Raw genomic sequence first — 26779 nt, forward strand, 5'->3', positions numbered from 1 at the left:
CAATTATCCTCGGATCGCCCAGAAGGCCAGGTTCAAGCCCGGGAACTGCCCGGCGATATGGAAGGCGAAACCGCCGGAATTATTCAGCTGCTGCCAGTGCTCGCTGCCACGGTCCAGCTCGTAGTAGGTGCTGCCAGCGTGGTAAGGCAACTGGCGTGGCGCCACCGGCAACGGCAGCAGGCCGATGCCCGGAAGTTGCAGGTTGACCATGTCGCGGATGTGCTCCACCGAGCCGACCTTGCTCTGCTGGCCGAAACGCGCACGCAGGGTTTCGCCGGGCACATCGGCGCGTACCACGAGGATGAAACTGGCGTTGTCGAGCAGGGTCTTGTCGGCCAACATCGCCACATGGATGCCGTAGGCTTTCTCCACAATGGGGATCGGCGTGGCCTTGCTGTCGATGAGCATCGACAGCGCTTCACGCAGGGCCGCCATCACCGGCATGAAGCTCAGGGCCAGGTCGTCGTGCTGGTACTGCGGGTATTCGTGTGGACGGCGGCTGGAGGTTGAGAAGGTGGAAAACTCACCGGCCAGGCTGACCAGTTCGCTGAAGAAGCGCTCCGGGTGCAACGGGCTCAACTGGCTGAAGTGCTGGATCAGCGGCTGGGCGCGGTTGACCAGTTGCAACAGCATGAAGTCGGCGATCTCAGAGGCCCCCCCGGCACCCGAGGCCACCACGCGGCCGGCCAGGGCTTCGCCACGCTGGTGCAACAGGCCCAGCAGTTCGCTGCGAAAGGCCGTCAGCGGCTTGCTTGCGGCCACGTCCAGCACGGGCGGGATGTAAGTGTCATCGAGCACCAACGCACGGTCGGCACGCTTTTCCTTGATGCGTACCAGGCCGATGGCGGCGTAGTCGCTGATGCCGTCCTGCGCCGTCAGCAGGCGCAATGCCCGCGACCCCACCGCAACCGGTGCACGGTTTTCGAACGGGGCGTTGTCGTCGCGCACTTCACGCACCTGGCTCACGTAGCGCGCCGCTTCCAGGGCTTCACCCTCGTCCACCGTGTCACGGGCGCCGGCGCGCTTGAGCGGCAGGGCCAGGTACACCAGGCCGTCGCGCAGGTTGTCGTCGATGTTCAACGGGCTCGGCGCCAGGTCGTCCTGGGGAATATTGAACGGCGTGCCATCGGGCAGCAGGCCGCGGGCCGACACAATCGCCAGCTTGCCCTGGGCCAGCAGGCCCTGGTCGATCAGCAGTTCGGAGAACCCCCAGGCACCCGCTGACAACGGACGGCTGCGGGCATCGATCAGGTTTTCCAGGTAACGGTCATGCTGCTGGAAGTGCTGCGTTCCGATGAACATGCCTTCCGACCAGACCACGCGATTGTTCCAGGACATGGGGGCTCCGATTGCTTGTTATTGGGCTGGGCTGGATGGGGAAGCCACGACGTCGGCGCGCACGGCATGCACGTCGAGGCTGATCTGGTATTCGCTGTATTGGCGCGGCGGCACGTTGATGACCGTGCGCCATTGCGCACGGTCCAACTCGCGGTAGCCCACCAGCAAGCCGATCTGGCGCGTGGACGGGTCGAGATCGCGCTGCAGGCTCAGTTGTTGGCCGGGCTGCACCATCACTTCGTCCTGGTCCAGCAGGTCGAGGCCGAGGGTCGATTGCGCACGGTCCGCCAGGGCGAAGTAATCGGAGCGTGAAAAGGTCGCGGCGTTTTTCAATTCGAAAATGCGCACCCGCACCGGCGCGGCCTGGCCGTTGGCACCGGGGTTAAGCCCGGCAATCGCATGAAAATGCAGCTCAACGGCGGCCGTGTCAGCTTCGGCCTCGGCAGCCGCCTGGGGTTTGGCAGTGTCGTTGGCACACGCCGTCAGCAGCAGCGCGGTGGCGGCTGCGAGTAAAAACCTGGGAATCATCCTGCGTCCTCAATGACGTATTTAGCTATCCGTTTTATCCATTGGTGCGAGGCGTTTTCAGCGTCGCTGTCGTGCACTGTGTTCTTCGTAGGCCCGGCTGAATTCGCGACCGAACAGGTCCTGGAAATCGTCCTGGGCCTCGCGGGAAATGTTGCTGTAGAGCTCGGTGAACTGCTGCCAGTACTGGGCCTGGCGCGAACCGTTGAACAGACTCGAGAGGCCGCCGGGTTTGCCCATGCGCTCCTCCAATTGCGCCGGTTCAAAGCGCGTGAGCAGGTGTTTGATCGCCGCTTCCACGCCAGCCATCACGGCCAACTGGTGGGCGCGCAGGTCGTCGAAACTGTCACGTACGGCGAGGTCCGGCGCCATAAACGCCTGGTTGCCATGACGCAGCAACAGCAGTAACGCTTCATCGGCATTCGGGGCGAATTTCAACGGGTTGTTTTCGGCGGGGCGGATCATCGTCTGCTGCATGCGAAACTCGCCCTTGAGGCTGGCACGGGCGCGCAGTACGTCGATCAGGCCCTCGACCATCAGCCGGTAGCTGCGGCCGATGCTTTCCATCTGCGCGCAAGCGTCGGCTTTGTCCAGGCGCAACTGGTCCAGGCCCGCACCGCGCAGAAAGGCTTGCAGGAGGTCCGGTTGTGGCTCGGCATTGGCCACGGGGAGCGCAACAGGCTCGACCACAGGTGGCGGCGGGATGATCGGGTCTGGGGCGGGCGCAGCATTGACCACGGGCGCGGGCGCGTCGCCGAACAGGTCCCAGTCTTCGGGAATCACCGAGCCTTGCACCAATGGCTTTTCGGGCGCCGGTACGGTCACTGGGGCCGGGGGGCGAAAATCGTGTTGCTCGGACGGCACATGGTCCGCCACGGTGGGCGGCGGCACGGCGGTGGGGCTGAGGAAGTCGAACAGGTCTGGCAAAGTTTCCATGGCCGAGGCGCCCTGGAACTGCGGCGCGATCATCGGCGTGGGCGCAGGTTGGCTCGCCACGGCGCCCATCAGCGCTTCAAAGCTATTGGGTGAGTCACCGGCAAATGGCTGGCTGTCGATGGCCTGCACGTTGAAGTCGATACGCGCCTGGATTTCGTAATCGCCGATGCGGATCAATTCACCGTCTTGCAACGGCTCGCTGTTACCCCGACGCATACGAATACCCGCCTTGACCAACTCCACACCATTGGTGCTGTTATCGGTCAAATAATAACGGCCATCTTTGTATTGAATAACGCAATGTTGCGAAGAGACGAGACGCTCAGGGTCGGGCAATACCCAGTCATTGTCAGAACTGCGGCCAATAGCCATCACGCCCTGATCCATGGACTTTTCGGGGCATTGCCCAGGTGTGATCTTGTGATAACTAGTGATAGTCAAACACAGCGACATCTTGCCTCCTTGCTGATACATCGCGCGCAGTCTACCCAGGAGGCAGCACCGCCCTGGAGAGTCCCGTCCTGTCGTACAAACGACCGCCAAAATCTGCTTTTACCAGCATGATCGCTGATCTTAACTGGCCTCCATGACAAAAATCCGCTCTGGGCGCGCCTTTCGACTCGCCAGTCGCGCAGGTTGTTAAACACCGCACATCTGTCACAGAGGGCGAATAGCTTACCTTGACAAGCCATAAGTACTACACCAAAAATGCACAACTTCTTGAACATCAGTGATGGCACAGTAGTGGCGCGCTGAGTGTATGACCAAGAAAACATGCAAAGTTCATTACGCAACTAATGCATGCGTTGCCCGCCATCCAGCGGGCCGATAAGGAGATCGAATTCAGTGGATGTGCCGTTGCTGCTCACCGCCGTTTCCGCGACGTCGCCCTGTGGCGAGGACATGGAATATGACGCGCAATTTCTGCAATTGGAACGTGATGCCAAGGGCCAACCCGAACGCAGCATGGGCGACTCGATCCTGCCCGCTGAGCCGCCCGAGTGGCGCAGCATCCAGCAGCAAAGCCTCGACCTGTTGCAGCGCAGCAAAGACCTGCGCATCACCCACTTTCTGCTGCAAAGCACCCTCGCCCTCCAGGGTGTGGCCGGGCTGGCCGAAGTCCTCACGCTGATCGACGCCTTGCTGCGCCAATACTGGGCCGAGCTGCACCCGCGCCTGGATGCCGACGATGACAACGACCCCACCGTGCGCATCAACGCCCTTACCGGCCTGACCTGCGAGACCAATATCCGTCTGCTGCGCGAAAGCATCCTGACGCGCTCGCGCACCTTCGGGCCCGTGAGCCTGCGCGCAGCGCTCAACGCCAGCGGCCTGCAGAGTTTTGCCGATGAGCAGTTGGGCAACCAGCAACTCAACGCCGCGTTCCTGGACAGCGACCCCGAACAACTGCAAGCCACCCGTGACGCCTTGAGCGCGGCGCGTGCGGCGTGCGAGGCCATTGAGCAACAGGTCAATGACCAAGTCGGTTCCGCCCAGGGCGTGGACCTCAGCGCCTTGAAGCAGCCGCTCAAACAGGCCCTGCAACTACTCAACCAAGCGGTGCCAGGCACCGACAGCAGCAGCGATCCCGAGGCCGTCAGTGAAGACAATGCCCCCTCGGTCGATAACGCCGCCGCGCCCGCAGCTCCTCGCCCTTCTGGCGACATCGCCACCCGCGACGATGTGCTGCGCAGCCTCGACAAAATCCTCGCGTACTACACCCGCCACGAGCCTTCGAGCCCGCTGCCGGTGCTGTTGAACCGAGCCAAGAATCTGGTACATGCCGACTTTGCGGCCATCGTGCGCAATCTGATTCCCGATGGCATGTCCCAATTTGAAAACCTGCGCGGCCCCGAAAGCGAGTAAGCCGCCGGACCGTGCAGTAACAACACCGTCGCTCAAGCGACCAGGAGCAGCAACGTGGCGAAGCAAAGTTCTCAGAAATTCATCGCGCGCAACCGTGCGCCTCGAGTGCAGATCGAGTACGACGTCGAGCTTTACGGCGCCGAGAAAAAGGTCCAGCTGCCCTTCGTGATGGGCGTGATGGCCGACCTCGCCGGCAAGCCTGCCGAGCCGCTGGCACCCGTGGCCGACCGCAAGTTCCTTGAGGTGGACGTCGACAACTTCGACTCACGCCTCAAGGCCATGCAGCCACGCGTCGCGTTCCACGTACCCAATGAGCTGACAGGCGAAGGCAACCTGAGCCTGGACATCACCTTCGAAAGCATGGACGACTTCAGCCCGGCCGCCGTGGCCCGCAAGGTCGACTCCCTGAATCAGCTGCTCGAAGCCCGCACCCAATTGGCCAACCTGCTGACCTACATGGACGGCAAGACTGGCGCTGAAGAAATCATCATGAAGGCGATCAAGGACCCGGCATTGCTTCAGGCACTTGCCAGCGCGCCCAAGCCTGCAGGGGAGCAGTAATCATGACGGACAATACCGCCCGCGAAGGCAGCCAGATCCTGGGTACCACCGAAGAAGCCAGCGAGTTCGCGAACCTGCTGCTGCAAGAATTCAAGCCCAAGACCGAGCGTGCCCGCGAAGCCGTTGAAACCGCGGTGCGCACCCTGGCTGAACAGGCCCTGGCGCAAACCGACCTGGTGTCCAACGACGCGATCAAGTCGATCGAATCGATCATCGCCGCCATCGACGCCAAGCTCACCGCCCAGGTCAACCAGATCATCCACCACCAGGATTTCCAACAACTGGAAAGCGCCTGGCGTGGCCTGCATTACCTGGTCAATAACACCGAGAGCGATGAGCAACTGAAGATTCGCGTGCTCAACATCTCCAAGCCAGACCTGCACAAGACCCTGAAGAAATTCAAGGGCACCGCGTGGGACCAGAGCCCGATCTTCAAGAAGATGTACGAAGAAGAATACGGCCAGTTCGGTGGCGAACCTTACGGCTGCCTGGTGGGTGACTACTACTTCGACCAGTCGCCGCCCGACGTGGAACTGCTGGGCGAGCTGTCAAAAGTCTGCGCCGCCATGCACTCGCCTTTCATCGCTGCGGCCTCGCCGACCGTGATGGGCATGGGTTCGTGGCAGGAACTGTCGAACCCACGCGACCTGACCAAGATCTTCACCACCCCGGAATACGCCGGCTGGCGCTCGCTGCGTGAATCGGAAGATTCGCGCTACATCGGCCTGACCATGCCGCGCTTCCTGGCACGCCTGCCGTACGGCGCCAAGACCGACCCGGTAGAAGCCTTCGCCTTCGAAGAAAACACCGACGGCGCCGACAGCTCCAAGTACACCTGGGCCAACGCCGCCTACGCCATGGCAGTGAACATCAACCGTTCGTTCAAGCACTACGGCTGGTGCTCGCGCATCCGCGGTATCGAGTCTGGTGGTGAAGTGGAAAACCTGCCGGCCCACACGTTCCCTACCGATGACGGTGGCGTGGACATGAAGTGCCCGACCGAAATCGCCATCAGTGACCGCCGTGAAGCGGAACTGGCGAAGAACGGTTTCATGCCGCTGCTGCACAAGAAAAACACCGACTTCGCCGCGTTCATTGGCGCCCAGTCGCTGCAAAAGCCTGCCGAATACGACGACCCGGACGCCACCGCCAACGCCAACCTGGCCGCACGCCTGCCGTACCTGTTCGCCACCTGCCGTTTCGCCCACTACTTGAAATGCATCGTGCGCGACAAGGTCGGCTCCTTCAAAGAGAAGGACGAAATGCAGCGCTGGTTGCAGGACTGGATCCTCAACTACGTCGACGGCGACCCGGCGCACTCCACCGAAACCACCAAGGCCCAGCACCCGTTGGCGGCGGCCGAAGTGATCGTGGAAGAAGTCGAAGGCAACCCGGGGTATTACAACTCCAAGTTCTACCTGCGCCCGCACTATCAGCTTGAAGGGCTGACGGTGTCGTTGCGCCTGGTATCGAAACTGCCTTCGGCAAAAAGCGCATAAGTAACGATTGAGCTAGCTCGTTCCCACGCTCCGCGTGGGAATGCCGCCCGGGACGCTCTGCGTCCCGGTGACGCGTAGCGTCACAGGATGCGTTACCACGCAGAGCGTGGGAACGATCACCCAATCAAGTGGCATGGGCCACACAGGGAGAAAACATGGCTGTTGATATTTTCATCAAGATCGGCGACATCAAGGGCGAGTCCATGGACAAGGCCCACAAGGACGAAATCGATGTGTTGAACTGGAGCTGGGGCATGTCCCAGTCCGGCAACATGCACGTCGGCGGTGGCGGTGGCGCGGGCAAGGTGAATATCCAGGACCTGTCGCTGACCAAGTACGTCGACAAGGCTTCGCCCAACCTGATGATGCACTGCGCCAGCGGCAAGCACATCGACAAGGTCAAGCTGACCGTGCGCAAGGCCGGTGGCGAGAGCCAGGTCGAGTACATGGTGATCAACCTGGAAGAAGTGCTGGTCACCTCCTTGAGCACCGGCGGTTCGGGCAGCGATGATCGCCTGACCGAAAACGTCACCCTGAACTTCGCCCAAGTGATGGTCGACTACCAGCCGCAGAAAGCCGACGGCACCAAAGACGGCGGCGCCATCAAGTTTGGCTGGAACATCCGCTCCAACACCAAACGCTGATAGCCCTTGTGGCCGTGGCCCGGTGCCACGGCCATTGTGTCCCTCTCGCAACCCGTCCGTGGAGCTGCTTTGGTGGTAACTGAAATCGCTTCCCGCGACCGTCTGCAACCGTCCCTGCTGGACCGGTTGACCGACGACGACCCGACCAACCCCAAGGAAAGCGCCGACAAACGCGTGCTGTCCCTGACCCAATTGAAGGCCTCGGTGCTGCGTGACCTGGCGTGGTTGCTTAACACCACCTCGTTACTCGATACCGATGCCACGCTGCACACCCCGGCCGGCACTTCGGTGGTCAATTACGGCCTGCCAGCACTGGCGGGCAACAGCGCGTCGAGCGTCGATATCAAAGCCCTAGAAGCCTTGATTTACCAGGCCATCGCCACTTTCGAGCCGCGTATTTTGCGCCACACATTGCGGGTCAAGGCGCGCATGGGCCATGGCGAGATGAATCACAACGCCCTGAGTTTCGAGATTGAAGGCGACCTGTGGGCACAGCCGGTGCCGTTGCGTTTGCTGTTGCAGACCGACGTGGACCTGGAGTCCGGCCATGTGCGCGTGCTCAATGCCGACCAGCGGAGACGCCCATGAACCCGCGCCTGCTGGAGCTGTACAACCAGGAACTGCACCACGTGCGCGAAAGCGCCGCCGAGTTCGCCAAGGAATACCCGAAGATCGCCAGTCGGCTGACCCTGTCCGGCATGGACTGCGCCGACCCGTACGTCGAACGTTTGCTTGAAGGCTTCGCCTATCTCACCGCCCGCGTGCAGCTCAAGCTCGACGCCGAGTACCCGACCTTCACCCACAACTTGCTGGAAATCGCCTACCCGCACTACCTGGCACCGACGCCGTCGATGACCGTAGTGCAATTGCAGACCGACCCCGATGAAGGCTCCCTGGCCGGCGGTTTCCCGCTGCCCCGGGACACGGTGCTGCGTGCCGCCCTGGGCCGTGAAACCCAGACCTGCTGCGAGTACCGCACCGCGCACCCGGTGACGCTGTGGCCGTTGCAGGTCAGCAACGCCGAATATTTCGGCAACCCCGCCGCCGTGCTCGGACGCCTGGCCGCCAGCGAACCGAAAGCCAAGGCGGGCCTGCGCCTGACCCTGCGCACCGGTGCCGAGCTGCCGTTCAACAGCCTCGACCTGGATACCTTGCCGCTGTACCTGAGCGGCGCTGATGAACAACCGTTTCGCCTCTACGAACAACTGCTGGGCAATGCCTGCGCGGTGTTTGCGCGCCAGCCCGGTGGCGATTGGGTCGAGCGCCTGCCCCAGGGCGCGTTGCGCTCGCGGGGGTTCGATGATGCCGATGCGGCCATGCCGGTGGTGGCGCGGGCGTTCCAGGGCTATCGCCTGTTGCAGGAGTACTTCGCCCTGCCCCATCGCTTCCTGTTCGTTGAGTTCGCCGAGTTGAGACGCGCGGTCAAGCGGTGTGACGGCCAGGAGCTGGAACTGATCGTGTTGTTCGACCGCCACGAACCGAGCCTGGAAGGCAGTGTCGGCGCGGCGCAGTTCTTGCCGTTCTGCACGCCCGCCATCAACCTGTTCCCCAAGCGCGTGGACCGCATCCACTTGTCCGACCGGGTCAATGAACACCATGTGATCGCCGACCGTACCCGGCCGATGGATTTCGAGATTCACTCCTTGAGTGGCATTACCGGCCATGGCACCGGACCGGAGCAGCCGTTCTTGCCGTTCTATGCGGTGCGCGATCCGTCGCGCTATGGCCGCGACCAGGCCTATTACAGCGTGCGCCGCGAGCCACGGGTGCTGTCCAGCGACCAACGCCGCAATGGCCCACGCTCCACTTATGTGGGCGGTGAAACCTTCGTCAGCCTGGTGGACAGCCGCCAGGCGCCGTATCGCCATGACCTGCGCCAACTGGGCGTGACGGCGCTGTGCACCAACCGGGACCTGCCGCTGTTCATGAGCGTGGGCAACGGCAAGACCGACTTCACCCTGGCCGACAGCGCGCCGGTACTGGCCGTGCGATGCGTCGCCGGGCCAAGCCGCCCGCGTGCCAGCCACGCACATGACGCCAAGGCCTGGCGCCTGATCAGCCAGTTGTCGCTCAACTACCTCTCCTTGAGCGAACAGGGCCAGGGCGCCGGCGCCTTGCGCGAATTGCTGCGCCTGTACGGCGACAGCAATGACGCCGCCCTGCAATTGCAGATCGAAGGCCTGCGCGAAGTCAGCAGCAAGGCGGTGACCCGACGCTTGCCGATGCCTGGCCCGATTGTGTTTGGCCGCGGCCTGGAAATCACCCTGGAGTTCGATGAAAACGCGTTTCGCGGCACCGGCGTGTTCCTGCTCGGTGCAGTGCTGGAGCGCTTCCTGGCACGCTACGTGTCGATCAACAGCTTTACCGAGACGGTGATCCGTACCACCGAACGCGGCGAGATCATGCGATGGAAAGCCAAGCCCGGACGGCGTCCGACCCTGTGAGAACCCTGGACGCGATGCACCAGGAGCCCTGGGAATATGACTTCTTCCAGGCATTGCGGCGCATCGAGTGCGAAACGCCCGAGCTGCCACGCCTGGGCCATTCCCTGCGCCTGGCCGATGATCCGCTGCGCCTGGGGCAGCAGGCCGATTGCACCTTCGCACCCGCCACCCTCGCCTCGGTCGCCCCCGGTGGCGACGGCAAGCCGGCGCGGTTGGAGCAGTTCTTCTTCGGCCTCGGCGGCCCCAACGGGCCGCTGCCGCTGCACATCACCGAGTACGTGCGCGAGCGCCAACGCAACAACGCCGACAGCACCAGCAAGCAGTTCCTGGATGTATTCCACCATCGCCTGCTGACCCTGTTCTATCGGGCCTGGGCCGAGGCGCGGCCAACGGTCAGCCATGACCGCCCGGACGATGACTACTGGTCCGCCCGCCTCGCCGCCCTGAGTGGCCGCGGGATGCCGAGCCTGCTCAATCAAGGGCTGATCCCCGATACCGCGAAGCTGCATTACAGCGGCCATCTGTCGGCGCAAACCCGCTACCCGGATGGCTTGAAAGCGATCCTGGGCGAGTACTTCGGCCTGCCGGTAGAGATCGAGGAATACGTCGGCCAATGGCTTGAACTGCCCGAACGCAGCCGCGTGGGGGTCAGCGCCAACCAGTTGGGCGTGGACTTCTGCCTGGGCAGCCACGTATGGGACCGCCAGCACAAATTCCGCATCCGCCTGGGCCCGCTCACGCTGGATAACTACATGGGCATGCTGCCCGGCCAACAGCCGTTCAACGAGCTGGTGGCGTGGGTGGCCGAGTACCTGGGCCATGAATTGGACTGGGACTTGAACCTGGTTTTGCAACAACCCGAAGTACCGGCGCTGCAACTCAACGGCCAGTTCCGCCTGGGCTTCAACACCTGGCTCGGCCAACCTGCGCATGACGCCAACGACCTAATCCTGGCCCGGCATTACGCCGACCACGCCACCACCTCAAGGAATCCAGAGCATGGGTGAAATCAGTCGCGCCGCACTGTTCGGCAAACTCAACAGCGTGGCCTACAAAGCCATCGAAGCCGCCACCGTGTTCTGCAAATTACGGGGCAATCCGTATGTGGAACTGGCCCACTGGTTTCACCAGTTGTTGCAACTGCAGGACTCCGACCTGCACCGCATCATCCGCCAGTTCAACGTGGAGCCGGCGCGCCTGGCCCGCGACCTCACCGAAGCCCTGGACCGACTGCCGCGCGGCTCCACGTCGATCACCGACCTGTCCTCCCATGTGGAAGAGGCCGTAGAACGCGGCTGGGTGTATGGCAGCCTGATGTTTGGCGAAAGCCAGGTACGCACCGGTTATCTGGTGCTGGGCATCTTGAAGACACCGAGCCTGCGCCATGCGCTGCTGGGCCTGTCCGGCGAGTTCGACAAGATCAAGGCCGAGGCCTTGAGCGAGCGCTTTGACGAATACGTCGGTGACTCGCCGGAAAATGCCTTGAGCGCCAGCGACGGTTTCAATGCCGGTGTGCCAGGCGAGGCCAGCGGTGCCATGGCGCCCAGCGCGATGGGCAAGCAGGAAGCGCTCAAGCGTTTCACTGTTGACCTGACCGAACAGGCCCGCAGCGGCAAGCTCGACCCCATCGTGGGCCGTGACGAAGAGATTCGCCAACTGGTGGATATCCTCATGCGTCGGCGCCAGAACAACCCGATCCTCACTGGTGAGGCCGGGGTGGGCAAGACCGCCGTGGTCGAAGGTTTCGCCCTGCGTATCGTCGCCGGTGACGTGCCGCCTGCGCTCAAGGACGTGGAGCTGCGCAGCCTCGACGTGGGCCTGTTGCAAGCCGGCGCCAGCATGAAAGGCGAGTTCGAACAGCGCCTGCGCCAGGTCATCGAAGACGTGCAGGCCTCGCCCAAGCCGATCATCCTGTTTATCGACGAAGCCCATACCCTGGTGGGTGCCGGTGGCGCTGCCGGCACCGGTGACGCAGCCAACCTGCTCAAGCCTGCCCTGGCCCGTGGCACCTTGCGTACCGTGGCTGCCACCACCTGGGCCGAGTACAAAAAGCACATCGAGAAAGACCCGGCCCTGACCCGCCGCTTCCAAGTGGTGCAGGTTGCCGAACCGTCGGAAGACAAGGCCCTGCTGATGATGCGCGGCGTGGCTTCCACCATGGAAAAACACCATCAGGTGCAGATCCTCGACGAAGCTCTGGAAGCCTCAGTGAAGCTCTCCCACCGCTACATTCCGGCGCGCCAGTTGCCGGACAAATCCGTAAGCCTGCTGGACACCGCCTGCGCCCGCGTCGCCATCAGCCTGCACGCGGTACCCGCGGAAGTGGACGACAGCCGTCGCCGTATCGAGGCCCTGGAAACCGAGTTGCAAATCATCGCCCGTGAGCATGCGATCGGCATTGCCATTGGTGCGCGTCAAACCAATAGCGAAGCGCTGCTGACCGCCGAGCGTGAGCGTCTGGCCACGCTGGAAAGCCGCTGGGCTGAAGAGAAAGCCTTGGTGGATGAACTGCTCGCCACCCGCGCAACCTTGCGCGAGAAAGCCGGTGTGGTGGACAGCGGCAACGATGAGTTGCGTGCGCAATTGGTCGACCTGCAACAGCGCCTCACCGCCCTGCAAGGCGAAACCCCGTTGATCCTGCCGACCGTGGATTATCAGGCCGTGGCCTCGGTGGTCGCCGACTGGACCGGCATCCCGGTGGGCCGCATGGCGCGCAATGAGCTGGAAACTGTGCTCAACCTCGACCAGCACCTGAAGAAACGCATCATCGGCCAGGACCATGCCCTGCAGATGATCGCCAAGCGCATCCAGACCTCCCGCGCCGGCCTCGACAACCCGAGCAAGCCGATTGGCGTGTTCATGCTGGCCGGCACCTCGGGTGTGGGCAAGACCGAAACCGCCCTGGCCCTGGCCGAAGCCATGTATGGCGGTGAGCAGAACGTCATCACCATCAACATGAGCGAGTTCCAGGAAGCCCACACCGTGTCCACCCTCAAGGGCGCGCCACCGGGCTATATCGGCTACGGCGAAGGCGGTGTGCTGACCGAAGCGGTACGGCGCAAACCCTACAGCGTGGTGCTGCTCGATGAGGTGGAGAAAGCTCACCCGGACGTGCACGAGATTTTCTTCCAGGTGTTCGACAAGGGCGTGATGGAAGACGGCGAAGGCCGGGTGATCGACTTCAAAAACACCCTGATCCTGCTGACCACCAACGCCGGTACCGAGCTGATCTCCCACGTCTGCAAGGACCCGGCGAACATCCCCGAGCCCGAGGAAATCGCCAAGGCCCTGCGCCAGCCTCTGCTGGAGATTTTCCCACCGGCCTTGCTCGGTCGCCTGGTGACCATCCCGTACTACCCGCTGAGCGATGAGATGCTCAAAGCGATCACGCGCCTGCAACTGAACCGCATCAAGAAGCGTGTGGAGAACACCCACAAAGTCGCGTTCGAGTATGACGACGCAGTGGTCGACCTGATCGTCTCGCGCTGCACCGAGACCGAAAGCGGCGGGCGCATGATCGACACCATCCTGACCAACAGCCTGCTGCCGGACATGAGCCGGGAATTTCTGACGCGCATGTTGGAAGGCAAGGCACTGGCGGGGGTGCGGATCAGTAGTCGGGATAATGAACTGCACTACGACTTCAGCGACACCGAATAACTATTGTTGGAATACGGTCAGTGTGGGAGCTGGCTTGCCTGCGATAGCGGTCTGACATTCAGCATTGATGTTGACTGATCCACCGCTATCGCAGGCAAGCCAGCTCCCACAGTTGATCCGGTTCCGTCAGTGATGACGGTATTTACGGGACTACCGATGCTATTCAACCAAGCCTCACGCCTGGCCAAGATCAACAGCCCCCTCGGGCCGGATGTGCTGCTGCTCAACGAAATGGGCGGCGGTGAAGAGTTGGGCCGGCTGTTCAACTATGAGCTGCAACTGACGTCCCTGGACGCCAACATCGACCTGAACCAATTGCTGGGTAAACCGATGAGCGTCGGCCTGCAACTGGCGGACGGCGGCGAGCGGCATTTCCACGGGATCGTTGCGCGGTGCAGCCAGAACATCGACAAAGGCCAGTTCGCCAGTTACCAAGTCACCCTGCGCCCTTGGCTGTGGTTGCTCAGCCGCACCTCCGACTGCCGGATTTTCCAGAACCTGAGCATCCCGCAGATCATCAAGCAGGTGTTCCGTGACCTGGGTTTTTCCGACTTTGAAGACACCCTCAGCCGGCCGTATCGCGAGTGGGAGTACTGCGTGCAGTACCGCGAGACCAGCTTCGATTTCGTCAGCCGACTGATGGAACAGGAAGGCATCTACTACTTCTTCCGCCATGAACAGGACCGCCATGTGCTGGTGCTGGCCGACGCCTATGGCGCCCACACCAGCGTGCCCGGCTACGCGTCGATCCCCTACTACCCCAAGGACGAGCAGCAGCGCGAGCGCGACCATATGCACAATTGGCACCTGGCGCAGGAGGTGCAGCCGGGCTCGCTGGAGCTGAACGACTACGACTTCCAGCGCCCCAGCGCGAGCATCGACGTGCGCTCGGCCATGCCGCGCCCGCACACCGCCGGCGACTACCCGCTGTACGACTACCCCGGTACCTACGTGCAAAGCGCCGACGGCGAACACTATGCGCGCACCCGCATCGAGGCCCTGCAAACCCTGCATGAACAGATTGAGTTCAGCGGCAATGCGCGCGGGCTGGGCTCGGGCCATCTGTTCAGCCTCACCGGTTTCAGTCGCCAGGACCAGAACCGCGAGTACCTGATCGTCGGTTGCCGCTACTTCATCGTGCAAGAAAGCCTGGAAAGCGGTGGCGGTTCAGGCTCGGCGCAGTTTGAAAGCAGCCTGACCTGCATCGACGCCCAACAGAGTTTCCGCCCGCTGGCCAATACTCACCGCCCCATCGTCAAAGGCCCGCAGACCGCCTTGGTGGTAGGCCCCAAGGGCGAGGAAATCTGGACCGACCAGTACGGCCGCGTGAAGGTGCATTTCTACTGGGACCGCCATGACCAATCCAACGAGAACAGCTCGTGCTGGATTCGTGTGTCGCAATCCTGGGCCGGCAAGAACTGGGGCTCGATGCAGATTCCGCGCATCGGCCAAGAGGTGATCGTCAGCTTCCTCGAAGGCGACCCCGACCGACCGATCATCACCGGGCGGGTGTACAACGCTGAGCAGACGGTGCCCTACGACTTGCCGGAGAACGCCACCCAGAGCGGCATGAAAAGTCGCTCCAGCAAAGGCGGCACGCCGGCCAACTTCAATGAAATCCGCATGGAGGACAAGAAGGGCTTGGAGCAGTTGTATATCCATGCCGAGCGTAACCAGGACATCGTGGTGGAGGTGGATGAAAGCCACTCGGTGGGGCATGACCGCAACAAGAATATTGGGCATAACGAGACGGTGACCATTGGCAGTAACCGCCTGCGGGTTGTGCGCAATAACGACACGGTGATCGTGGGCGGTGCCAAGTCCGACAGCGCCGCCACGAGTTACACCATCGAGGCCGGCGAGAGTCTTCGCCTGGTGTGCGGCGACAGCGTGATTGAGCTCAAGGCTGGCGGCGACATCAACCTGACCTGTGGCTCGTTCAACCTGTTTTCCACCGGCAGCAGCAAGATCCAGACGAAGGGCAAGCTGGACATCAACCTGGGCAGCGACAAAGGCACTTCGCCGGGTGCCCAGGGCGTGCAAAGCACGATCAAGTCCGCCGTCGAGTCAAAATTCCCCGGTAAGCCCGGTGCTGGTCAATAACGAGATTTTGTCACCATGAACTACCTGATCAACGAAGCCCAATTCATCCTTCCCGACGCCGAGGTACAGGACACCTCCATCAATATCCTCAAGTTCGCCAAGCTGGGCACCACCCTGGTGGTGAGCCGCAGCCCGTTGGCGGACGGCGAAAGCCTGCAAAGCAATTTTGAAGGCCAGCTGAAAAAACTCGAGCAGCAGGTCAAAGATCTGCGCTATAGCCCTGCACAAGCGGTCAAGGTCGGCCCAGCGCAGGACATCGATGCGTTTGAAGTGCAGAACCACTTCAACAAAGGCAGCGACAACATTTACCAGTATCAGCTGGCGATGCAGATACCTGGCACCCGCAATCTGATTGCCCTGAGCTACGTCAAGACCCAGCCCCTGGGCCCTGCCGAAGCGGCACACTGGGCAACGCTGAAAAACACACTCCACTTCCTCGCCACGCCCTGAGTCGAGTCTGAGCAATGAGTGAGGATCTTTGGGCGGCCCGCGAAGGCGACGCACTGCTGCACACCTCGGTGATGGCCGATATTCTCGGCGGCGTGCTGGAAGTGGCCGCCTATGCGGCGCTCACCACCGTGGGCTGCCTGGCCGTTGCCGGGGCGGTGTTCCTCGCGACGGGTGCAACCATCGCCACCGGCGGTGTAGCCCTGGTGTTGGTGGTGGGCGCGGTCGTCGGTATTACCGCTGGCCTCACGGGGGCGGACTTGAAGATATCCAGTTGGTGCGAGTCCGCCGCCAACTGGGTGTTCCCGCCGGTGATCGATGCCTTCATCACCAGCGGTTCGCACAACGTGTTCATCAATGGCAAAAAGGCCGCCCGCGCCGCAGGCAAGATGACGGCTGTACCGGTCGCGCCCAGCGAGCCGGCAGCGCCGAGCTTCCTGGATATGGCCGGGGAGTTTTTCTCGCAGATGTGGCGCCCGACCGTCGCCTCGCCCGCCCCCGGCACCGAGCCGTGCCCGCTGGACACCGTGGCGTGCAACAAGCATCCGCCCATGCCCCTGCAGTTTATTGCCGAAGGTTCCAGCTCGGTGTTCATCAACGGGCAGCCTGCGGCACGCAGCGGTGATCGCAGTACCTGTGACGCCAAGATTGGGACGGCTGAGGGCCTGATTTCGCCGGATGTGCGCATTGGTGGTGAGACCATTGTGGTGCAGGAGATTCGTAGCGGGAAAACGCCGGGGGTGGGGCTGGCGATTACTGCCTTGTTGATGCTACGCGGCAATGTGAAGTGCTTTTGGAGCAAACTGCCCTGCCTGTTCGGCAGTGTGGTGGTAGGGGCTGGAGTCTCCTATGGCACCAGCAAAATAACCTCTGCGCTCAAGAGCGCCATGAACGGCTCCCCCAACCCCGTGCACAGTGCGACCGGCGCTAAGATTCTAGGTGATGAGGATGAACTGGATTTCGTGCTTCCTGGGCTGTTTCCCATCGATTGGCAGCGTTTCTACAGCAGCCTCGACGCACGGACCGACGGTCTCTTTGGGGCGGGCTGGAGCGTTGCCTATGAGGTATCGGTCGAGATCGATAAAGACGAAAACTTGTTTTATATCGATGAACAGGGAAGGCGCTTGGAGATCGGTTACATCCCTGCGTCCGGCGGAGCATTCGACCCAGTCGAAGGTCTTGCGGTCAGGCGCAGTGGTGACGCAGCGGTCTTGATCGAGAGTACCGACGGCCTGTATCGGCTGTTCGAACTCGACCCGCAGAACCACTCTCGAATGCGCCTGCAACTGCTAGGTGATCGCAATGAAGGGCGGATCTTCCTTGATTACGATGCCCAAGGACGGCTGTGCCGCCTGCGCGACACCCATGACTTGATGCACGTCGACCTAAGCTACACCGCAGAGCATCCTGGGCGTGTAAGCCATATCGAACGCCGTTACCTGCGCCAAGACCATTTCGATGGGCGCTGCGACGTGCTCGTCAGCTATCGCTATGACAGCAACGGCGATCTTGCCGAAGTCTTGGACGCCCAGGGCACGACCCTTCGCAGCTTTGCCTACGACAGCGGCAGGCGCATGACCGTGCACCGATTGCCGAGTGGCATGCGCTGCTTCTACCAATGGGCTCAAGTACCTGGACCAGACGGCTCGGAATGGCGCGTCAGTCGGCACTGGACAGATGCGGGTGATGAATACACCTTCGACTACGACTTGGATGCGGGCATTACGCGCGTCACCGACGGGTTGAGGCGCGTCAGCACTCGGCATTGGAATCCGCAGTTCCAGATCACTCGCTACATCGATAACCTCGGCCATACGTGGCAGTTTGAATGGAGCGAAGATCGCCAACTGCTCGGTGCGATTGACCCGCAAAACGGCCAGTGGCGTTTCAACTATGACGCGTGCGGCAACCTGAGCGCCGTCATCGATCCACTGTCCAGAACCAGCAGCACGCAGTGGCTGGCGCATTGGGCATTGCCCGAGGTGGAAACCGATACTGCGGGCCACAGCTGGCATTATCGCTACGACCAGCGTGGTAACTGCATCGAGGAAATCAACCCCCTGGGCAACCGTACGCGCTATGTCTATGACGGTTTCGGCCAGCCGGTACGCATCATCGATGCGACCGAAAAAACCAGAACATTGCATTGGAACGAATGGAGCCAACTGGTCGAAGAAGTGGACTGCTCGGGTTATCCCACTCGCTATCAGTACGACGCCTTCGGCAATTTGGTGGTGCAGACCAATGCCGAGGGTGAATCGGTGCGCTATCGGTACGGTCCTCAGGGGCTACTACTGGAATGCCAGCTTCCAGATGGCCGCGTCGAACTGTTCCAGCGCAGCGCAAATGGTTATCTGACTGCCCACGTTGACCCTGCCGGCAGCACCACACGCTATGACTATGACGTTCGTGGCTTGGTCAAACAACGCCGGGATGCGCATAACCGTTCGGTGATGTTCGATCATGATGCCTACGGACGACTCCGCAAGCTGACCAACGAGAATGGCGAGAGCTATCGCTTTGAGTGGGACGCAGCCGACCGCATGGTGCAGCAGCAGGATCTGGATCAAAGCCGACGCTGCTACACCTACGATTCACTGGACGATATTGTTGCCGTGGACTATCTACCGGGAACAGAGGGCGAGCCGGTAGCGCCGTTGTCGCACCAGTTTCAGCGCGATCCTGTTGGCCGCCTGGTCAGTAAAACCACCGCGGACGGCACCACGGTCTATGAACACGACCTGAACGACCAGTTGGTCGGTGTCACCTTCACCGCCCTTGATGGCCGCCAGCAGCTACTCGGTTTCAGCTATGACGCGCTGGGGCAACTGCTTGAGGAGCAAAGCTCGGCAGGGTCTGTGCAGCATCGTTACGACGAGCTGGGAAACCTGGTTCAAACCGGCTTGCCCGACGGTCGATGGTTGAACAGGCTGTACTACGGTAGCGGCCACCCGCATCAGTTGAACATCGATGGAAAAGTCATCAGCGACTTTGAGCGTGATCGCTTGCATCGCGAAGTACAGCGTACCCAGGGCCAACTCAAAACGAGTACCGCATACGACCGAAGTGGCAGGGTTCGCTCACGACAGCGTCGCAGCATTGACCAGCCTTGGCAGTTGCCTCCCCTGGTCGAGACGGACTATAGCTTCGACCCCAGTGACAACCTGATCGGGCGACGTCGTATAAACCACCAACATGATCATCAAGAACATCTGGGTTACGACAGCACCGACCGAATCCTTTTAAGCCACCAAGTTGGCCGGACCGAAACATACGCCTATGACGCTGCGGCCAATCTGCTGGACCGCCCAAATCAAGGTGGTCTCATACGACATAATCGCCTGCTCGTCTATCAAGACATACGGTATGCCTATGATGCTTTAGGAAGAATGATCGAAAAACGCAGCTCTGCTCGTGGCTTGCAGCGCTTTGCCTACGATGCGGAAAGCCGGCTGGTTGAAGTGCGAAATGAGAGCGGCCACGTGGTCAGGATGACCTATGACCCCCTAGGGCGGCGGATCGAAAAAACCGAGCATGATTACAATGGCCGCCCGTTGGGCCAGACGAGTTTCACCTGGGATGGTTTACGTCTGTTGCAGGAGTTCAAACACAGCCAGACCAGTCTGTATCTATACGAAGGTGAAAGCTACGTGCCCCTGGCCAGGATTGACGGCATCGGCCCACTGCAAAAAACCCGCTACTACCACAATGATCTTAACGGACTGCCGGAGCGACTGACCGAGGCCGATGGGCAAATTACCTGGCGTGCGACTTATCAGGTGTGGGGCAATACCTTGGAAGAGGTGCGGGAGCCACATTACATTGAAGAGCAAAATCTACGATTCCAAGGGCAGTATCTGGATCGGGAGACGGGGCTGCATTTTAATACATTCCGGTTTTATGATCCCGACGTGGGGCGTTTTACAACGCCGGACCCTGTCGGGCTAGCAGGAGGTTTTAACCTTTATCAGTATTCTCCTAACCCCTCGGGATGGATCGATCCGTTGGGATGGGCACCGTGCGGCTCAACCACTGCTAAGCTTCAAGCGCATGCCAATGCAGCGAAGAAGGCTGTCTACAGTAACCCCCAAAGGTCATTGACCCCGAGGCAAAGAGCAGCGGTGAAACGAGCCTATGATAGAGGCGATCTCGGACAAGCACGTTCTCGCTATCGCAGGTATGTAGGGCAGAGAATTGATGCAAACTTCAAAACCAGAGTAAAAAATGATCCATCATTGGGACACCTGGAGGTATCGAAATCAGGGCAGCGTCTTCCCGATGTGTATGAAACTAAAACTAAAACCTGGTGGGACCTCACGACTAAGGCTGATTGGAAAAGAGGCACGCATCAGCGGCGTTATGGGGACTGGGGCAATGGTTATGAAGGAATATTATGGTGAATGACAAAATGCCATCATTCGTACTGTCAGGCATACAGCAAGACGGGCTTGTGTTACCTAAAAAAACGCGTTTTGAAAAAGAACGTGTTATCGATTGTAAATTAAAAGATGCGAAGCTCTCCGATCCGATTTTCGATCAGTGTATATTGGAAAGCTGCAGCTTTGAGAAAAGTGATTTTTCCGGTTCAAGATTTTTCAATAAGACCTTATTAGCCCATTGCCACTTCAAGACGGTTGACTTTCAGGCTTCAGGCTTCAGCAACAGCAAATTCGAGAACTGCACTTTCATAAAGTGCAACTTTCGAGAAGCGTCTTTGAAAGATTGCGAATTCAGCAACTGCATATTTACCCAGTGCAAGATCATTGACAACTCGTTCAATGCCAGCAAAATAAAAAACCTCAAGTTTTCGGGAAAATTACAAGAGGTAAGTTTCATATCCGAACCGCCCAACACCCCCCTTCTTGTTGATTTTGAATTGTGCAAACTGGATTGGGTAACGTTTACAGACTGTGATCTTGAGCAGATCATTCCCCCTGCAGATCCCCAGCACATTTTTTTCAAAGACGTGTCTGTTCGCGCCCGCAAAGCGCTCGCATTGATTATCTCTGAGCCAGAAAACCCGATCAATAAGTTATTGAAACGCCGTCTGCAAAAGCTCACAACGCAACGAGGCGCACTCTTCAATATCAAGAATCTTGAAGAGTACGAAGGGCCGGAATTCACCAAACAATTTATCGAGTTTCTTCAGGGCACTTAAAAACAGAGGGGCAATCCTGAATTAAAAGTTCTGATGATCGGAGCCAAAATTAATGACAGGACGCTAAAAATGGGCAGATCACTCAGATCAAAGTCGACACAAAAGTCAGATAAACCTGTCACCTTCATTGGTGCTCTTGCCCATAAAAAGAGACAACGTTATTTAAGCCAATAACGCTCGTCGCATTGCCTGCCCACTTGTTAAATAAACACTATATCTCCCTTACACGCCTGGTGTTTTCTGCGATCTCTGATTCTGAACAATCTTCAATAAATTGATCATTTCATTTATGTGTTCCTGACGTTTTTCAATATTGTCCATACGAGACTCTTCAGTCGGCGCCACTGATGATTCGGCCGCTTCGTACGGTTCGTAAAGAAGTTTGAAACGTTTAGCGAGCTCCGGCATTTGCTCTTCGATTGCATCCATCGACGCCTCAAGGTTCTTCAGGCGCCCATCTGTGTCCTTAGGCGCTTGATCGCTCGGCTGCACCGCATTCGCTTCTGCTCCTAAGTTGAGAAAAATAAACAGGTTGGCCGTTGCCTCATTTTTTATTTCAGCACCGGTGAGGCGAGCCTCCATTTTTTGCTCTTTCGTCGCGGCAGGGTCTACGGTTCCAATCGTGCCATCTGCATTCTGTACTGGCGCTCCTGGCATCTGACTTTGCGCTGTAAATTTATTCTGGAAGTAGTTAGACGTGAATTGCTGGCCGACAGTGAAGGGGCTGCTGATTATGTTGTTTGCACTGGCCGTTATAAAAGCATTACGCACACTGGCCGCTACTGATGGAGGGGCCGGCGGCAAGTTCTGTGGCTGACTCACAATGTTTTGCGCGGTGCTCACTACACCACTCGGAGTGTTCGGCACAGCCGTTGGTTTTGTTGGAGTAGGTGTGATTGGCTTAGGCTTCACAGTTGGCTTAGGCGTTACCGTTGGCTTAGGCTTCACAGTTGGCTTAGGTGTGGACACGGCAGGGGAAGATCCACCATTAGTTCCGCCAGTTCTAGGTTTGCCTGGAGTGTGAGGTTTGCCTGGAGCGCCAGGTTTGAATTTAAGATCTTCGGGGGCAGGAAGGTCTAATTGATCGGGTCCCAAATTATTAGCAATCGCAGCACCCATTTGCCTTTTTTTAGCAGCGATCTCCTCCGGGGTCGCTGCTATGCATTTAAATACCTGCTCGTCCGCGCCACTCGAAACGCCCTCAACGTTAGCGGTGGCTGCTCCGGCAGCACCCGACGCCGACGGAGCCTTCGCTTCTACTTTTTTCTCGTGGGGTAATTGGACAGGTGGAACAAAAGGCAGATCAAGAACTTTCATATATACACCTCTAAATGAGTTTAGAGAGCGCTCCCTGCAGTCTCGCGCTATATGTGTCCTGTCGTTTGGATGTAGTTCCACACTGAGTCAATATAGAAACTCTATAACATCGATTCGATCAATGGCTACTGTACTCACTTATATCTACGCAAGAGGCAACGTCTGTTGTGGTGGCAAAAATGCTTCTCTCGCACAATAAAAATGGACACCCGACCCAGTCGGCGTGCCCATTTTCTTTACCGCCCCGCCTCCCTTCGAGACGGTACCGCTTAACTTACGGGTTGACGCTGTCTTTGAGCGACTTGCCCGGCTTGAACGCTACCGTGTTGCTCGCCTTGATTTTCACTGGCTCACCGGTTTGCGGGTTTTTGCCGGTGCGGGCGCCGCGGTGGCGTTGCAGGAAAGTGCCGAAGCCGACCAGGGTGACGCTGTCCTTGCGGTGCAGGGCGCCGGTGATTTCTTCGAGGACGGCATTGAGGACGCGGTTGGCCTGTTCTTTGGTGAGATCGGCTTTTTCAGCGATGGCGGCTGCGAGATCTGGTTTACGCATATGTGAAGCCTCTTTGACGGTTTTTTGTTGTTATGTCCGTGCTGCTCTCTGGTGGAGCAGCGCCAAGGCGCCGCAGGCTCTACTCTGCGGCAGACGGGAGTGAGGATGGCACGCCCTCGGGCGCCGCGCCAGTCTCGCGGCGGCCTTTCTCGGGGTATGAACGTGATGTTTGCGACAGAACGGGTGGTATTTACGCCAGTAACGGCGGAAGTTCTTTGTTCAGCGCCAGTTTTTCCATGACAGCGCTGCCGGTCAGTGCATAACCCAGCAGACGGCCGCTGGCATCGCGGCACAGGGCCTTGATGTCGGCACCCTGCCCTTTGACGCTCCAGACGCCTTCGGTGCCTCGTGGCGCAGGTGATACCACCAGCGGGCAGACCGGGGTTTTCACGGTGATGGGCATCGGCCCATAGCTCACCGCCGTGGCATTGCCAGCCAAGGTTTGTGCCAGGGCGCGAGCGCAGCTCATCAGCGGCATCACGTACAACAGGTTCAGGCCATCGACCTCGGCGCAGTCGCCCAAGGCGTAGATATTAGCGTGGGAGGTCTTGAGGTGACGGTCCACCATGATTCCGCGGTTGATTTGCAGGCCAGCGGCTGCGGCCAGGTCTACGCGTGGGCGCAGGCCGATGGCGGACACCACCAGGTCACAGTGGATCACTTCGCCGTCCGAGAGGTGCGCTTCAAGGCCATCAGCGGCGCGTTGCAGGCGATTGAGCACCGGGCCCAGGTGAAAGCGCGCGCCGATGCCTTCGAGCCCGGCTTGCACCGCGGCGGCCGCCGCCGGGTGCAGCAGGGTCGGCATGACTTGCTCACAGGGCGCGACCAGGTCGATTTCATAGCCGCCCAGGATCAGGTCGTTGGCAAATTCGCAGCCGATCAGGCCGGCGCCGAGCAGCAGCACGCGCCGTTTGCCAGCAGCAGCGGCACGAAAGCGTGCGTAGTCTTCCAGGTCGTTGATCGGGAAAATCAAATCAGCCGCATCGCCTTCGACCGGTACGCGCACGGTTTCTGCGCCCCAGGCCAGGACCAGGTCGCGATAGGTCACCGCTTCCTCGCCGATCCACAGACGCTTGTGGCCTGGGTCGATGCCGCTGATACGCGTATGGGTGCTCACCTGGGCCTTGAGCTGCTCGGCCATGGCGCCGGGTTCGGCCATGCTCAGGCCATCGGCTTCCTTGTTCTTGCCAAAGCCGGTGGAGAGCATGGGCTTGGAGTAGGAGCGTCCGTCATCGGCAGTGATCAGCAGCAATGGGGTCTCGCTGTCGAGCTTGCGAAACTCCCGGGCGACGTTGTAACCGGCCAATCCTGTGCCGATGATCACGACAGGTGCGTTCATTCCTTTCTCCTTGTAGTACGTTTCTTAAATTCGGGATTACGCGATTTCGATCATTTCGAAGTCCGACTTACCCACGCCGCAGTCCGGGCACAGCCAGTCTTCCGGGACGTCCTGCCACAGAGTGCCTGGTGCAATACCGTCATCCGGCCAGCCGTCCGCTTCGTTGTAAATAAGGCCACAGACGATACATTGCCACTTCTTCATTACGTGCTTCCTCAGGTTCAGGCGTGTTGGCCGGCGGTCGATGGATCCAGCGTTGCCGCGCGGCTCAGGGCGTTTTGTACTGATCGGGGCCGGCAGATGCAAGCACGTTCGACGCAAACGGCCGGTTTGGCGCGGCAAAAGTTCAGGGTGCCATGGTAAGCTCGCCGCCTCTTTTGCTGCCAATACTGACTCACCGTGCCGCACTCAATCGCCCTTCCCGATGCTTGCCAATGGCTGACCCAGAGCCTTCTGAGCCCCTTGCCCACGCCCTTGACCCTCAACTGGCTATTTGACGAAGGCTCGCTGACGCGACGGCTGACGTGGCTGTCCAACGAGGCTTTCAGCGTGACGCCGCTGTTCGAAGGCTGGCAACCGTTGCGCGATGATGAATGCGCCGCCCTGGACCTGCCGCCGGCCAGTATCGGCTGGGTACGCGAGGTGTATTTGCGCGGGCACGGCCTGCCTTGGGTGTTCGCCCGCAGCGTGGCGGCCCGCAGTGCTTTGCAGGGCGATGGCCTGCACATGGACGAGCTGGGCAGCCGTTCGCTGGGCGAGTTGCTGTTCTGCGACCGCGCCTTCACCCGCCAGGCCATTGAAGTGTGTCACTACCCTCGTGCCTGGCTGCCGACAGCGGACCAGGCCGATAATCTGTGGGCACGCCGCTCGCGCTTCGACCGCGGAGCGCTGAGCGTGCTGGTGGCGGAAGTCTTTTTGCCAGGTTTCTGGCGCGCGTTGCACGATCATCCGGAGAACTGCTGATGTACCAACGTCTGCTCAAGTCCTTGAACCGCCTGAACCCCAGGGCCTGGGATTTCATTCAGTTGACGCGCATGGACAAGCCCATCGGCATCTACCTGCTGCTGTGGCCGACGCTGTGGGCCCTGTGGATCGCCGGCAAGGGTTCGCCGTCGCTGATCAATATCGTGATTTTCGTGCTGGGCGTGGTGCTCACCCGGGCCGGCGGCTGCGTGATCAACGACTGGGCCGACCGCAAGGTCGATGGCCATGTGAAACGCACCGAGCAACGCCCGCTGGTGAGCGGCAAGATCAGTTCGAAAGAAGCGCTGGTGTTTTTTGCCGTGCTGATGGGCATCAGTTTCCTGCTGGTGCTGCTGACCAACGCCAGCACCATCCTGCTCTCCCTGGGCGGCCTGGCTCTGGCGGCGAGCTACCCGTTCATGAAGCGCTACACCTATTACCCCCAAGTGGTGCTGGGCGCAGCGTTTTCCTGGGGCATGCCGATGGCGTTTACCGCCGAGACCGGCCATTTGCCTGCCACCGCGTGGCTGCTGTACATCGCCAACCTGTTGTGGACGGTGGGCTACGACACCTATTACGCCATGACCGACCGCGATGACGACTTGAAGATCGGGGTGAAATCCACCGCCATTCTGTTCGGTGACGCTGACCGCGTGATCATCCTCACCCTGCAAGGCCTGGCGCTGGCATGCCTGTTGCTGGCCGGCGCGCGGTTCGAGTTGGGCGGGTGGTTCCACCTGGGGTTGCTGGCGGCAGCGGGCTGTTTTGTCTGGGAGTTCTGGTACACACGGGACAGGGACCGCATGAAGTGCTTCAAGGCGTTCTTGCATAATCACTGGGCGGGGTTGGCGATTTTTGTCGGGATCGTGGTGGATTACGCGGTTCGCTGAGGATTCTGTGGTGGCTGTTGGGACGCCATCGCAGGCAAGCCAGCTCCCACATTTTGACTGTATTCGCAGATCAAAAAATGGGGAGGGGCTTGCCTCCGATGGATTCAGCAGCGCCGCAGACTTAAGGCTTGATGATGTGCCAAACGCTACCCTTGCCATCACCGGTCTTGTCACCGGCTTTCTTGTCGTCCTTGTAGGTGTAGACAGGCTTGCCTTTGTAGGCCCACTGGCTGGTCTGGTCGTCGCGGGTGATCACCGTCCAATCGCCGGTCTTGGTGTCAGTGGACTCTGCCTTCAGCGGTGGCCAGTTGGTCGCGCACTGGTCCTTGCACACTGATTTGCCATCAGCGTCCTTGTCGAAGGTATAGAGCGTCATCCCCTTGTGATCCACTAACATCCCGTCTTGGGTCATCGCCGGCTCTGCCGCAAACGCCAGGCCTGGCAGCGTCAACACCGCAGATACCAGCAGGGCTTTCCAGGAAACAGTGCTGTAAGTCATCGGAACCTTCCTTTGTGGTTGTCAGGATTCGGACCCAAAG

The 26779-nt window shown here is 60.1% G+C and carries 22 protein-coding genes; 14 read left to right on the forward strand and 8 right to left on the reverse strand.

Annotated elements, in window-relative coordinates; translation table 11 throughout:
- Positions 1-3: 3 nt before the first annotated feature.
- Genes tssK through tagH form a run of 3 tightly spaced genes read right to left on the reverse strand, consistent with a single transcriptional unit; the run spans position 4 to position 3252 of the window.
- The gene (gene tssK / locus AB9N64_RS17080) at positions 4-1338 is read right to left on the reverse strand and encodes a type VI secretion system baseplate subunit TssK (RefSeq protein WP_019818126.1); all 1335 of its coding nucleotides are present in this window, start codon (positions 1336-1338) and stop codon (positions 4-6) included.
- 18 nt (positions 1339-1356) lie between these two features.
- Positions 1357-1866 carry a type VI secretion system lipoprotein TssJ gene (gene tssJ, locus AB9N64_RS17085; protein WP_019818127.1) on the reverse strand — a complete coding sequence of 170 codons (510 nt, stop codon included), beginning with the start codon at positions 1864-1866 and terminating at the stop codon, positions 1357-1359.
- Between the two features lie 57 nt (positions 1867-1923).
- Positions 1924-3252, reverse strand: a complete 1329-nt coding sequence (tagH, locus tag AB9N64_RS17090; protein WP_060766897.1) for a type VI secretion system-associated FHA domain protein TagH — start codon at positions 3250-3252, stop codon at positions 1924-1926.
- A 393-nt stretch (positions 3253-3645) separates the two neighbouring features.
- On the opposite strand from tagH, the gene tssA reads away from it, so the two are divergent.
- From tssA to AB9N64_RS17150, 12 genes are all read left to right on the forward strand, one after another.
- Positions 3646-4665, forward strand: a complete 1020-nt coding sequence (tssA, locus tag AB9N64_RS17095; RefSeq protein WP_102665834.1) for a type VI secretion system protein TssA — start codon at positions 3646-3648, stop codon at positions 4663-4665.
- Between the two features lie 54 nt (positions 4666-4719).
- A complete protein-coding gene (tssB, locus tag AB9N64_RS17100) occupies positions 4720-5226 on the forward strand; it encodes a type VI secretion system contractile sheath small subunit (RefSeq protein ID WP_003195557.1) in 507 nt (168 codons plus the stop codon).
- Between the two features lie 2 nt (positions 5227-5228).
- Entirely contained in the window at positions 5229-6725 is a 1497-nt protein-coding gene (gene tssC, locus AB9N64_RS17105) for a type VI secretion system contractile sheath large subunit (RefSeq protein WP_003195559.1), read from the forward strand.
- 155 nt (positions 6726-6880) lie between these two features.
- A complete protein-coding gene (locus AB9N64_RS17110; RefSeq protein ID WP_003195562.1) occupies positions 6881-7369 on the forward strand; it encodes a type VI secretion system tube protein Hcp in 489 nt (162 codons plus the stop codon).
- A gap of 72 nt (positions 7370-7441) precedes the next feature.
- Positions 7442-7957, forward strand: a complete 516-nt coding sequence (gene tssE, locus AB9N64_RS17115) for a type VI secretion system baseplate subunit TssE (protein WP_003195563.1) — start codon at positions 7442-7444, stop codon at positions 7955-7957.
- Complete coding sequence (gene tssF / locus AB9N64_RS17120; RefSeq protein WP_371359550.1) at positions 7954-9813, forward strand: type VI secretion system baseplate subunit TssF; 1860 nt, start codon at positions 7954-7956, stop codon at positions 9811-9813. Before tssE ends, tssF begins: the two co-directional genes overlap by 4 nt.
- Positions 9777-10820: a type VI secretion system baseplate subunit TssG gene (gene tssG / locus AB9N64_RS17125; RefSeq protein WP_014720501.1), complete on the forward strand. Its 1044-nt coding sequence runs from the start codon at positions 9777-9779 to the stop codon at positions 10818-10820. The genes tssF and tssG overlap by 37 nt, the downstream gene beginning before the upstream one ends.
- Positions 10813-13473, forward strand: coding sequence for a type VI secretion system ATPase TssH (gene tssH / locus AB9N64_RS17130; RefSeq protein WP_122301782.1), 2661 nt, complete (start codon positions 10813-10815; stop codon positions 13471-13473). Before tssG ends, tssH begins: the two co-directional genes overlap by 8 nt.
- Before the next feature lie 156 nt (positions 13474-13629).
- On the forward strand, positions 13630-15576 hold the full coding sequence (locus AB9N64_RS17135; protein WP_020302839.1) for a type VI secretion system Vgr family protein: 1947 nt from the start codon (positions 13630-13632) through the stop codon (positions 15574-15576).
- A 15-nt stretch (positions 15577-15591) separates the two neighbouring features.
- A complete protein-coding gene (locus AB9N64_RS17140) occupies positions 15592-16026 on the forward strand; it encodes a DcrB-related protein (protein ID WP_130174791.1) in 435 nt (144 codons plus the stop codon).
- Between the two features lie 14 nt (positions 16027-16040).
- Complete coding sequence (locus tag AB9N64_RS17145; protein WP_371359551.1) at positions 16041-20423, forward strand: RHS repeat-associated core domain-containing protein; 4383 nt, start codon at positions 16041-16043, stop codon at positions 20421-20423.
- A complete protein-coding gene (locus AB9N64_RS17150) occupies positions 20420-21181 on the forward strand; it encodes a pentapeptide repeat-containing protein (protein WP_169855613.1) in 762 nt (253 codons plus the stop codon). Before AB9N64_RS17145 ends, AB9N64_RS17150 begins: the two co-directional genes overlap by 4 nt.
- A gap of 222 nt (positions 21182-21403) precedes the next feature.
- On the opposite strand, the gene AB9N64_RS17155 is transcribed toward AB9N64_RS17150, so the two are convergent.
- From AB9N64_RS17155 to AB9N64_RS17170, 4 genes are all read right to left on the reverse strand, one after another.
- Positions 21404-22498 (reverse strand): type III secretion effector protein, encoded by a 1095-nt coding sequence (locus AB9N64_RS17155; protein ID WP_014720506.1) that lies wholly within the window; start codon positions 22496-22498, stop codon positions 21404-21406.
- A gap of 274 nt (positions 22499-22772) precedes the next feature.
- A complete protein-coding gene (locus tag AB9N64_RS17160; protein WP_003195589.1) occupies positions 22773-23048 on the reverse strand; it encodes an HU family DNA-binding protein in 276 nt (91 codons plus the stop codon).
- A gap of 190 nt (positions 23049-23238) precedes the next feature.
- Positions 23239-24387, reverse strand: a complete 1149-nt coding sequence (locus AB9N64_RS17165) for an NAD(P)/FAD-dependent oxidoreductase (RefSeq protein ID WP_371359552.1) — start codon at positions 24385-24387, stop codon at positions 23239-23241.
- A gap of 36 nt (positions 24388-24423) precedes the next feature.
- On the reverse strand, positions 24424-24591 hold the full coding sequence (locus AB9N64_RS17170) for a rubredoxin (protein WP_014720509.1): 168 nt from the start codon (positions 24589-24591) through the stop codon (positions 24424-24426).
- 195 nt (positions 24592-24786) lie between these two features.
- Between AB9N64_RS17170 and AB9N64_RS17175 the strand changes: the two genes are divergently transcribed.
- Together AB9N64_RS17175 and ubiA are read left to right on the forward strand one after the other, a co-directional pair.
- On the forward strand, positions 24787-25350 hold the full coding sequence (locus AB9N64_RS17175) for a chorismate lyase (RefSeq protein WP_014720510.1): 564 nt from the start codon (positions 24787-24789) through the stop codon (positions 25348-25350).
- Complete coding sequence (ubiA, locus tag AB9N64_RS17180) at positions 25350-26240, forward strand: 4-hydroxybenzoate octaprenyltransferase (protein WP_014720511.1); 891 nt, start codon at positions 25350-25352, stop codon at positions 26238-26240. Before AB9N64_RS17175 ends, ubiA begins: the two co-directional genes overlap by 1 nt.
- Positions 26241-26361: 121 nt before the next feature.
- Here the strand turns inward: ubiA and AB9N64_RS17185 are convergent, their stop codons facing one another.
- Positions 26362-26739, reverse strand: a complete 378-nt coding sequence (locus AB9N64_RS17185; RefSeq protein ID WP_014720512.1) for a hypothetical protein — start codon at positions 26737-26739, stop codon at positions 26362-26364.
- Positions 26740-26779: the final 40 nt, after the last annotated feature.

The organism is Pseudomonas sp. KT_2_4 (assembly GCF_041410225.1).
In the GTDB taxonomy this organism is placed as follows: Bacteria; Pseudomonadota; Gammaproteobacteria; order Pseudomonadales; family Pseudomonadaceae; genus Aquipseudomonas; species Aquipseudomonas paracarnis.